The organism is Microcystis sp. M53603_WE2 (assembly GCF_030065435.1).
Genome location: NZ_JASJFF010000377.1, coordinates 1 through 9,891 on the forward strand (window position 1 = coordinate 1; position 9,891 = coordinate 9,891).

Consider the following 9,891-nt stretch of genomic DNA (forward strand, 5'->3'; position numbering starts at 1 on the left):
ACTACTAACGAACAATTGGGACCGGTAGGACGAGAAGAAGGTATCGCAGTTTATGCCGTGGTTTTATTGGTTAAGGAATAAGTAATTAGTAAGAATTAGCTCAAATTAAGTATCCCAAACCTATGAATATAGACACAAAAATCTTAGAAACTGTCGAGGCAATGCCAGAGTTATTAAAAATAGAGCTGCTTCACTATGCTGAATATTTGATGGCCAATTATCAATCAGATGTTATTATAGAGAAACCTTCTCTTAGAAAACGTCGTTCAGGAATTTTACAAGGTACATTTATCTTACCTTTGTCCGATGACTTTGATGAGTCTTTGGAAGATTTTCAGGAATATATGTGATGACATCTTTTCTTCTGGATACTCATACTTTCATCTGGTTAACTGAAAACGATCCTAACTTGCCTGATAATCTTCGGGAGGAAATTGATTTTGCTCCTGAAGTTTATGTCAGTATTGTTAGTCTCTGGGAAATTGCGATTAAGTTAAATTTAGGTAAGTTAGCCCTACAAAAAAGTTATGAAACCATTGAAACTAAACTAGAAGCATCAGATATAACCTTACTGTCTATATCATTTTCTGATACTCTAAAAATTTGTACTTTACCCTTGCATCACCGTGATCCATTTGATATAATGCTAATTGCTCAATCTCTAAACAGATCGCTAATTCTAATTAGTAAAGATACTAAATTTGATGCTTATAATGTACCAAGAAAATGGACATAATACCCCGTCCGGCTCAATTCTATTCAAGATGAGAGCAAGATAAATTTCCTAATTACCCATAGATTTCTAACCTTCATTGCTAAATTCTATCTATGACTGCTATTATCCAACAAATAAAAGAGCGTTTTTCCCAATCCCTAGTTAAATCCTTTGGGGAAAACTTCGCCGCTACCGATCCTCTAATTGTCGCCGCTAGTAACCCCCGTTTTGGCGATTATCAATGTAATATTTCCCTCTCTTTAGCCAAAGAATTAAAACAAAAACCCCGGGAAGTGGCGGCAACTTTACTAAAAAATCTAGAGATAGATGATCTCTGTCAAACCCCCGAAATTGCCGGACCTGGTTTTATCAATCTTACCCTGAAACCCGGTTATCTAGAAACCCAATTAAAAGACCTAATTACTGACAACCGTTTAGGAGTTGCCGCTGCTAACCCCAGTCAAAAAATTATTGTCGATTTTTCCAGTCCCAATATTGCCAAAGAAATGCACGTCGGTCACTTGCGATCGACTATAATTGGTGATTGTATTGCTCGGATTCTGGAATTTCGTCATCATCAAGTAATTCGTCTTAATCATGTTGGGGATTGGGGTACTCAATTCGGGATGTTAATCACCTATCTACAAGAAGCTTATCCTAGCGCTTTAACCCAAGCAGATGCCCTAGATTTAGGGGATTTAGTTAGCTTTTATAAAAAGGCCAAAATTCGTTTTGATGAAGACGAAAACTTTAAAGAAACTGCCCGTCAAGCCGTAGTAAAATTACAGTCGGGTGATCCTCAAAGTCGTCAAGCATGGCAGTTACTTTGTCAACAATCACGACGGGAATTTCAGAAAATCTATGATATTCTCGATATAAAACTGACCGAAAGGGGGGAATCTTTTTATAATCCCTACCTGGAAGCGGTAATCAGAGAATTAGATCAACAGGGATTGCTAACAGAAGACAACGGTGCTTTATGCGTCTTTCTCGATGGTTTTACCAACAAAGAGGGCGATCCTTTACCCCTAATTGTCAAGAAATCCGACGGCGGTTATAATTACGCCACCACCGATTTAGCGGCAATTTGTTATCGAGTGCGTCAAGATAAAGCCGCAAGAATAATTTATGTCACCGATGCTGGACAAGCTAACCATTTTGCCCAAGTATTTCAGGTGGCTAAAAAAGCGGGATTTTTACCCGATAATGTGGCAGTGGTTCACGTCGCTTTTGGATTAGTTTTAGGGGAAGATGGTAAAAAATTAAAAACTCGTTCCGGGGAGACGGTAAAATTACAAGAACTACTCGATCAAGCGATCGCCTGTTCCCTAGCTGACTTAGAAAAAAGACTGGCAAGCGAGGAAAGAGAAGAAACCGGCGATTTTATCGCTAAGACTGCCGAAACTGTCGGTTTAAGTGCCGTTAAATACGCCGATCTCAGCCAAAATCGCCATAGTAACTACGTTTTCAGTTACGACAAAATGCTCAATCTGCAAGGCAACACCGCCCCCTATATGCTGTACGCTTACGCTAGGGTCCAGAGTATCAGTCGCGAAGGTGGTATTAATTTTCAGGATTTAAGTGCCAATTCACCGCTAATTCTCAAGGATGAAAGCGAATTAATTTTGGCTAAACAATTACTGCAACTGCCGGAAGTAATTAGTGCCGTGGAAGAGGATTTATTACCCAATCGTTTATGTGATTATCTTTATGAACTCAGTAAAAAGTATAATCGTTTCTACGAGAATTGTCCCGTTCTGAAAGCAGCAGAACCGATTAAAACCTCTCGTTTAGTTTTGTGTGATTTAACGGCAAGAACCCTCAAATTAGGCTTATATCTCTTGGGTATCCCCGTTTTGGAAAGAATGTAAATCAGTAATCAGTAATCAGTTATCAGTAATCAGTTATCAGTTATCAGTAATCAGTTATCCGTTATCAGTTCACAGTTTACTATTCACAGCAAAAAACTCCCCAATTTCCAATTCATAATTCATAATTCCCACACCCTACACCCCACACCCTACACCCCACACCCCACACCCCACAGCTTGGATTGCGTATCTTTGACAAAAACTGGGTGATATTTTATACCCAGAAAAAGTGTACTATGCTGACGTGAAAAAACCTGAGTTTTTGCTAACCTAGAAATAGCTCTAATCAGAGCCAATATCTTTGGGCGAAGCTTAGAGATTAATCTAGTTAAACTCACTCGTGACGTTATCTTATTGTCGTCTGTTGCCTATTAGCTTTCAGGTGATAACTCGGAGATCGGGAATTAGTACAAAAGTTCAAATTTCCTCTCCGCAGCCCCAGCGTTACTGTGTAGTCTTAACGAGTAATTTTATCCCAGAGATGTTATCGTTAAAGCGGTCAAATGTCCGAACGTCCCAGAGGATTTTCGGGAAAGATTGTTCGCCCTGTCGTAATCTCAGATAGAACCTTATGAGTCAATCAATAGAAGGTAAGACTATGGCCGATGCTGATGTATCAGATTATACCACAAATAAAATAATTGTCTCTAATTGGATCGCCCCTTGGTCGAAAGGCAATCGGAAAAACCCGTCACCGCAACCAAAATGGGATTTATGGCAACCCCTGCGGCAACGAATTGACCGCCTAGAAATTAATACACCTGCACTGGCTCATCGGATTTGTCGTCTAATTCCGGCTCAATGTCCCTTTGCGCGGAAAATTACCCTATTTAGCCGGACAATTCTAGAGATTCCGCCCCTTTGCAAGCTAAATCCCCTCTACGAAAACCTAATGATGTTAAGATTTCGCGCTCTTTCTTACCTAGCCGATGAATGTGGAGAGGATATCGGTGCTTACTGCTAGAATGGGTGAGTGTCTTTAATCGCCACACCTATGGCCATCATTGCCCTGAAAGCTTGGTATCTGGACAAATACGAACCTATCCGCGAGGTTGTCAAACGTCCCCACGACTTGCGCTTAAGTCGCAATAGTCTCTTAAAATCGGGTTTAAGAGCCGATTTTCTCGATGATAGTCTGACGATACAGGGTTCTGTCTGGTTCCAACGCTATCTAGAAGGGGAAAGGGTGGAATTTTACCTCGAAGGTAGTGGCGGTTACGTCATCTCGAATATTGACCTGATTTCCCAAGAAATTTACTTTACTAAACAAGACCTCAGCGCTTGGTTGGATCCCGTCATTTATTTTAGCTCCCAAAGCCAATTTAAGGACTCTAGCACCGCTTTAAAAACAGTTTTGACCGAAACCGTCGAAAATCTCAATAAACGCTCCCGTTTGCCCTTAACCATGGAAGAAACGCCCCGAACTGAGGGCAATGTCACCAGATTGAGTGATAGTCAATTACGCCAAATTCGCAAAAGTTTATTATTTATTGCCGATGCTACGGCGATTAGCCAAAAGGAAACGGAATTACTGCCCAGTCCCCTAGTGGGTGTAGAATTAGGTTATGCGATCGCTTGTAAACAGGGCGGACAAATTCTGTTAACCTATCAAAATCGAGCGGAATTAAAGGGTAAACTAGCTTTTGACCTGCCAAGCTACCAAAAATTAATTTTCTCGGATCTGAGCGAATTGCGTCTCACTTTCCCGCCTTTAATGGCAACTTTATTACAAAAATTCAATCTGATTAGTTAAAAAAATGAGTAGAAAAGCTGACGAGTACGCTGTACATTTGTTCTTAAGCAGTGGACATCGCGAGGAAGTCCGTTTTTTGACCATCCAAGAATTTCAAAAGTGGTACAGTAATGAATTAGTTCCGAAAGCCGATTCCCAGGATTTTATCAATGTTCCGATCAGAAATATCCAAGGGGAATATATGGTTTTACGTCCGGCTAGTGTCATTGCTATTCGCGTGGAACCCGTCTTTTTTGGCAGTGTGGAAAGAATCTAATTTGTCGTTATCCCTAAAAAAGATGGTTAGATAGGGAGAATTTTAGAGATTATTGATAATTCTCTCAATATCAGCTTGGATTTGATTGCTGACTTTGCCTTGCCAGCGTTCTTTTAATTCCCTTAATCCCACTTCTGCGTATTGACAGATCTTATCTAAAACTTCTTTGCCATCGCTGGGTTGAGGATAGGAATTCTTTTTACAGATAATATAAATTCCTGCGGTTAAAGCTAAAATAACTTCTGGATCGATTTGGCTAATAGTAATTAAATCTTGTCGATTGCTCAGAGTGGTTCCGTAGATACTGAAGTCTTGTTTAATGGCAAAAGCAGCGGCGAATAAATAGGCATCTACCATGCGCTCAAAGGTTTTATTATCTTTTAGTACCTGTAGATAATTTCTGGAAGTTTCCGAGGCATAAATCTTCAAACTGGGATCGATTCTCTGCATTAGTAATTCTCCATCACTTCAATCACGGAAGCATCTTCATCGGCAGCCAAACGGTGTATTTTTAAAATATCGGTAGTGTGGGGACGCAGCAGATTTAAAAGTGGATCGGGAAGATCGCGATCCGTGGCTAAAATAATTACTTGGGAGTTTAAATTAGGAAGAGAGTTAATAATATTTTTTTGATGTTCTTGATCTAAATGACCAAAAGGTGTATCCATAATTAGGGGAACACAAGTATCGGTTATTTGATTTAAACCTGTGATAAAAGCAAAAGCTAAAGCTTCCTTTTCTCCCGCACTTAAGACATCGGGATTTAATAATTTTCCTGTGATGGTACGGATTCCTAAAGTGTATTCGGGAGTGATTTCTACTCCTCTATATTCCTCCGGTTTGTTGGTTACTTGTAAATAGCGATCGCTGGTTACTTGATTAATCATTTTTTGGGAATTATCGATATGCCATTCGATTAATTCGTTAGTGGCATTTTTTAAACCTCTGGCCATTTTAACCTGATTAGATAACATCCATGTGGTCTGATTTTCACTAGCTAAAATTTCCACTTCTTTGCGTAAATTTTCTAATTGCTTTTCTTTGATTTCGATTTCCTTTTGCAAGCGTTCGATCCTTTCTTGGATCATCTCAACATTTTTACCAGATTCGCCAACTTTTCGCCAAATCTCCCTCACCGAGTCTTGATCTATTCCCGTGGTTTCCTGTTTTAGCTGTCTAATATGTTGATTAATTTCTTCGATTTCTTCTTCTAAACGATCTCTTTGCAAAAGTAATTGACTATAATTGCTAAATTTAGCATTATCTCGCATAATTCCCTGTAAATCAATTCTAATTTGGTCTTTTTCTATTCTGGTGGCGTTATCCACTTCTAAGGACTCTAGTTCGGCAATTTGTTGAAGGATAAAGTCCCGAGAATTTTTATCTAAACAACGACCACATAGACAGCTTTCATCGTCAAGTATTGCTTGTAAAATTGCTGTAGAATTAGTTTTATAAGTGCTTTTTAAGCTAGTAACTTGCAAATCATCGACCATTTCCTGTACAAAGTTAATCAGCAAAGGTATCGAAGCTTTTTTTAACCAAGAATCGATAGACTTTTGCAGGTTATCTAACTGAGTTTGTAAACCGATACGCTTTTTCTCTAAGTTATGAATTTCCTCTAATTTTTCTCGTAAACTTTCAATCTGAGCGGCTTTTTCTTGAGCGTCTTGGTAGATAATTATAGCATATTTTTCGCTATCTTTGGCATTTTTAAGCTGACCTTTTTTAAGATCAATGTCTTCTTCTAATTCTCGTAATTCTTGCAGCTTATCTCTAAAGGTTTGACTGGTTCCCTTGGCTTTATTTAAACGGTTTTCTAATTCTTGCAAGGCTTTTTCTGTATCATCACGCAGATTTCTTAATTCCGGGATACCCAAAACTTTTTCAATTGCTTCTTTTGCTTCTTTAGTTTGAGTTATCTGGGTATATTGTTCGATTTTTAAGCCATCAAAACAGAAAAAATCTCGAATAGATTTAGGAAGCAATGCTTCGATATATTCCCTAGAGTTACTTCTCATGGTTCCATCTTCATAAAATAATGCTTCCTCTACGCTAGGATAGGAACTGCTACCATTAAATTTTAATTTCGCTTGGCGACTGATAAAGTAATTTTTCTCGTTTTTAATAAAATTTAATTCTACCCGCATTTCTTTTTCTTCTGCTGATGAAGAATCCCCCTCACCTCGATAAAAATAGGTTTTCAAAGTCTCTTTAGATACAATATCTCCACCATAGAGACACCATAAAATACCTGTCATCAGAGAAGTTTTACCGTGACCATTATTACCGAAGATAATCTGAATTTTTCTGTCGGGATGCAGGTTAAAAGTAATATTTTGACTAGGATAACATTTCCAATTAGTTAAGCGAATTTGTTTCAGTCTCAAAGTCATAAGAACTCTTGTAAAAATCAAAAATTTTGTGGTTGGTTAGGAGTCAGTAGCCAGTGGTCAGTAATCAGGAAAATTAAGAATGGTTTATTTAGATATTTTATGCAACTTAATATTTATTTTTGTCGTTTTTAAACTAAGTGGGTGGGTGGAATTTAAGATGAACGTAGGTTGGGTTGAAGCATGAAACCCAACGCCCGATTATGTTACGCTACCGCTAACCCATCCTACAAATAATTGTGCCTCCCTACTTACCAAAAATAAATTATGCAAGATATCTATAAAATTTATGATTGTGGGGAGTCGGTATATTTTTCGATAAGTTTGACAATTTTAGGTGATAGCTGCCGATTTTTTAGAGTAATTTTTTCTACTTCTAAAGCCATGGCTTCCTTGAGCAGTTGGGGAGGTATCTCATATTTTTGTGCCAGTTCTTCAATTTTAGCAGTTATGTCCATGAATTTTTTGTGGGTTAGGGAGTGGGGATTGTCAAGTCTTAATTCCTATTGGCCAAGATATACCTTGATGAGGATAAATTTTATAACATATCTGAGTAGGTAAGGCCATAGTAAGTTATAGCCTTTGTCATAAACATGAAGTATAACCTAATTTGGTATTGACGACCGACTACCCAAAAGGAAAACTTCGTACTTCACCATTAAGATAACTGCTATAAGCTAATCTACTCTCAACCTTATACAAAAACACCATAAAAGCTAAAATAGATAAGTAAGTAGTTATAATTAAATTGAAGATAGATTTTGCCTCTGATCCCCCCTGCCCTCCTTGATAAGGGGGGTGCCGATAGGCGGGGGGATCTGACAACTTTTAACACCTACCTACTTAGCTGACAGTGATTCTGAACACAATAGCAATATAGACTAAACCGCCTTGTATTATCGTCTTCTTCTTGATTTTAATACCCTAGAAAACGGGTTAATTGTCTTAACACCCGAACAAAGTCATTATCTTAAAAAAGTTGTTCGTTTAAAATCCCATGACCGTTTTATTGCCCTAAATGGACAAGGACAAGCGTGGTTAGCGGAAATAATTGATAATTCGGCCCATCTTTTAGAAGCGATAAACGAAACTAGCGAACTACCAGTACAAGTGAATTTAATGGTAGCAATTCCCAAAAATGGCTTTGATGATATCGTTCGCGCTGCCACCGAATTAGGAGTTTATCGGATTATCCCGCTGCTGACAGAACGCGGTTTAGTCAATCCTAGTCCTCAAAAAATTGACCGTTGGCGAAAAATTGCCCGGGAAGCTGTAGAACAATCAGAAAGACAGATTATTCCTATTATCGAAGAACCACAACCATTTTTAGCAATCCTTAAGCGGGGAGCTAACCCACAGACAACTTGTTATATTGGTGTTACCCGTAGAACAGTGGCCCCGCTACTTTCTCAATTACAAACATCAACCGAGATAACCATGGCCATTGGACCGGAAGGGGGATGGACGGAGACAGAAATAGAACAAGCGATCGCTGCTGATTTTGTGCCTGTATCACTGGGAAAACGCATTTTGAGAACAATTACCGCTCCCTTAGTGGCTCTTGCTATCATTAACGCCTATTTAGACAGCTAATTGATTGGAGTTTCTATGTTCAAAGAAATTGCTGAAGCACTCGACCGTCAAGACTATCAAACTGCCGCCCGTCTTGTCAACGACTTCCAGACCCTAGAAAACGATAACCCTTGGCTGAAATTCTACCAAGTGCGTTTAAGCGAAATCAAGGGAGAAATCGGACTAGCAGGGCAAGAATACCGAAAAATGTTGCAATTTACCGCTAATCCTCAACTTGTCGCCCAAATTCGTCAAGGAATCGCCCGCTTAGAAGCGATTGAACGGGTGGAAGTGGAACAGCAACAACAACAGCGACAGGCTGCCCTCGAAAAAGCCAAAACCAACCCTAGTAATCGAGAAATGGGGCTGTTAATTCTTGAACCGGTGGCTAACGAAGAAAAACAGCCCTTAGCCCAAAAATTTGCCCAAATATTTAAAATAGATGCCTATAGCGCCCGCTTACAAATCCCTAGCCGTTCGTGGCGCTTGTATCGAGTCGGGGCGATGGCAGAATTAGCCGTATATGTTCACGACTTGCGAAAAGAAGGAATTCCCTGTTTTTGCCAGCCAATTACAGCGATTAACCGGCCTAGGTTCTATTTAGCTCGATATTTCCGGGCTATCCAACCAGAAGCCACCCTAGTCTATCAATCTTCCCATAGCGACCTAACCGCAAGTATAACTTTTGATTGGTCAGAAGTTACCGCCGTGGTAGAGGGAATCTTGCCGATTTTTGGGGAATGTGTCGATATGGATGCGCGCCGCAATCAAGTGAGAAAAATTAGTATTCTTGATTATGCCCAGATTATTGATCTACATTTGAAAAAACAGGATTTAATTATTCGTATTTGCGATCACCATTACCACTTTCAAGCGGGGATTACTTTTTCCGACCACCAACAAAGTCGGGAAAGACAGACCACCAATCGGGATAACTGGAATCATTTCGCTTCTTACCTAAAACAACAACTAGCAGCAGTTCCCCTGTGGTCAGATTTTCCAGCTTTTGCCGAAACCACCGCCGATTTTTACGAATTACTGCCTATGGTCAATCCCCATTTGGACTTATTACGCATTGAAGACACCTACTGGGACACCGCCTTTCAACTCTATAGCGCCCTCATCTTTCTCGAAAAAACTCCCCCTACCGCAACTTTATGACCCCTAGTAGCCCTTCTAACACCTCTTTCGACTGGTTTAACCCCTCGCCCCAGCAAGACAGCGATTTACTGGCACAAATCGGCTTTATCCCCGGTTTCAAAGAATTTCTCACCCTGCGACAGGTTCACGCCTTGGAACACGCCACCGTCTGGGTATTAAGCGAAATGGCT

11 protein-coding genes and 2 pseudogenes are annotated in these 9,891 nt (G+C 39.7%); 10 read left to right on the top strand and 3 right to left on the bottom strand.

The genetic code is table 11. From position 1 onward, the window contains the following. The 7 genes and pseudogenes from PX481_RS08015 to PX481_RS08045 all read left to right on the top strand — a co-directional run. Positions 1-81, top strand: a pseudogene (locus tag PX481_RS08015) (2-C-methyl-D-erythritol 2,4-cyclodiphosphate synthase); the annotation flags it as partial. A gap of 41 nt (positions 82-122) precedes the next feature. After that, a complete protein-coding gene (gene vapB, locus PX481_RS08020; protein WP_190357893.1) occupies positions 123-350 on the top strand; it encodes a type II toxin-antitoxin system VapB family antitoxin in 228 nt (75 codons plus the stop codon). Continuing rightward, positions 350-736 (top strand): type II toxin-antitoxin system VapC family toxin, encoded by a 387-nt coding sequence (locus PX481_RS08025; protein ID WP_288094275.1) that lies wholly within the window; start codon positions 350-352, stop codon positions 734-736. The genes vapB and PX481_RS08025 overlap by 1 nt, the downstream gene beginning before the upstream one ends. A 92-nt stretch (positions 737-828) precedes the next feature. After that, entirely contained in the window at positions 829-2,586 is a 1,758-nt protein-coding gene (gene argS / locus PX481_RS08030) for an arginine--tRNA ligase (protein WP_288094269.1), read from the top strand. A 571-nt stretch (positions 2,587-3,157) separates the two neighbouring features. Next, positions 3,158-3,550 carry a Mo-dependent nitrogenase C-terminal domain-containing protein gene (locus PX481_RS08035; RefSeq protein ID WP_002760729.1) on the top strand — a complete coding sequence of 131 codons (393 nt, stop codon included), beginning with the start codon at positions 3,158-3,160 and terminating at the stop codon, positions 3,548-3,550. Positions 3,551-3,580: 30 nt separating this feature from the next. Then, entirely contained in the window at positions 3,581-4,339 is a 759-nt protein-coding gene (locus PX481_RS08040; protein ID WP_002760726.1) for a hypothetical protein, read from the top strand. 4 nt (positions 4,340-4,343) lie between these two features. Then, positions 4,344-4,595, top strand: a complete 252-nt coding sequence (locus tag PX481_RS08045; RefSeq protein WP_002760725.1) for a hypothetical protein — start codon at positions 4,344-4,346, stop codon at positions 4,593-4,595. 42 nt (positions 4,596-4,637) lie between these two features. Here PX481_RS08045 and PX481_RS08050 read toward each other — a convergent pair whose 3' ends face one another. The 3 genes from PX481_RS08050 to PX481_RS08060 all read right to left on the bottom strand — a co-directional run bounded on the left by PX481_RS08050 (position 4,638) and on the right by PX481_RS08060 (position 7,446). Beyond that, positions 4,638-5,045, bottom strand: a complete 408-nt coding sequence (locus PX481_RS08050) for a hypothetical protein (RefSeq protein WP_002760723.1) — start codon at positions 5,043-5,045, stop codon at positions 4,638-4,640. Continuing rightward, entirely contained in the window at positions 5,045-6,991 is a 1,947-nt protein-coding gene (locus PX481_RS08055) for an AAA family ATPase (protein WP_002760721.1), read from the bottom strand. The genes PX481_RS08050 and PX481_RS08055 overlap by 1 nt, the downstream gene beginning before the upstream one ends. Before the next feature lie 284 nt (positions 6,992-7,275). Next, positions 7,276-7,446 (bottom strand): hypothetical protein, encoded by a 171-nt coding sequence (locus tag PX481_RS08060; protein WP_002760719.1) that lies wholly within the window; start codon positions 7,444-7,446, stop codon positions 7,276-7,278. 433 nt (positions 7,447-7,879) lie between these two features. On the opposite strand from PX481_RS08060, the gene PX481_RS08065 reads away from it, so the two are divergent. From PX481_RS08065 to PX481_RS30080, 3 genes and pseudogenes are all read left to right on the top strand, one after another. Next, a complete protein-coding gene (locus tag PX481_RS08065) occupies positions 7,880-8,581 on the top strand; it encodes a 16S rRNA (uracil(1498)-N(3))-methyltransferase (protein WP_002760717.1) in 702 nt (233 codons plus the stop codon). A 15-nt stretch (positions 8,582-8,596) separates the two neighbouring features. After that, positions 8,597-9,721: a tetratricopeptide repeat protein gene (locus PX481_RS08070; protein WP_288094273.1), complete on the top strand. Its 1,125-nt coding sequence runs from the start codon at positions 8,597-8,599 to the stop codon at positions 9,719-9,721. Then, positions 9,718-9,891, top strand: a pseudogene (locus PX481_RS30080) (DUF6391 domain-containing protein); the annotation flags it as partial. The gene PX481_RS08070 and the pseudogene PX481_RS30080, both read left to right, overlap by 4 nt.

Excerpts from the sequence above, each read along its gene's own strand:
- vapB (WP_190357893.1), top strand. The coding sequence starts at position 123 with ATGAATATAGACACAAAAATCTTAGAAACTGTCGAGGCAATGCCAGAG.
- PX481_RS08025 (WP_288094275.1), top strand. The coding sequence starts at position 350 with ATGACATCTTTTCTTCTGGATACTCATACTTTCATCTGGTTAACTGAA.
- argS (WP_288094269.1), top strand. The coding sequence starts at position 829 with ATGACTGCTATTATCCAACAAATAAAAGAGCGTTTTTCCCAATCCCTA.
- PX481_RS08035 (WP_002760729.1), top strand. The coding sequence starts at position 3,158 with ATGAGTCAATCAATAGAAGGTAAGACTATGGCCGATGCTGATGTATCA.
- PX481_RS08040 (WP_002760726.1), top strand. The coding sequence starts at position 3,581 with ATGGCCATCATTGCCCTGAAAGCTTGGTATCTGGACAAATACGAACCT.
- PX481_RS08045 (WP_002760725.1), top strand. The coding sequence starts at position 4,344 with ATGAGTAGAAAAGCTGACGAGTACGCTGTACATTTGTTCTTAAGCAGT.
- PX481_RS08050 (WP_002760723.1), bottom strand. The coding sequence starts at position 5,045 with ATGCAGAGAATCGATCCCAGTTTGAAGATTTATGCCTCGGAAACTTCC.
- PX481_RS08055 (WP_002760721.1), bottom strand. The coding sequence starts at position 6,991 with ATGACTTTGAGACTGAAACAAATTCGCTTAACTAATTGGAAATGTTAT.
- PX481_RS08060 (WP_002760719.1), bottom strand. The coding sequence starts at position 7,446 with ATGGACATAACTGCTAAAATTGAAGAACTGGCACAAAAATATGAGATA.
- PX481_RS08070 (WP_288094273.1), top strand. The coding sequence starts at position 8,597 with ATGTTCAAAGAAATTGCTGAAGCACTCGACCGTCAAGACTATCAAACT.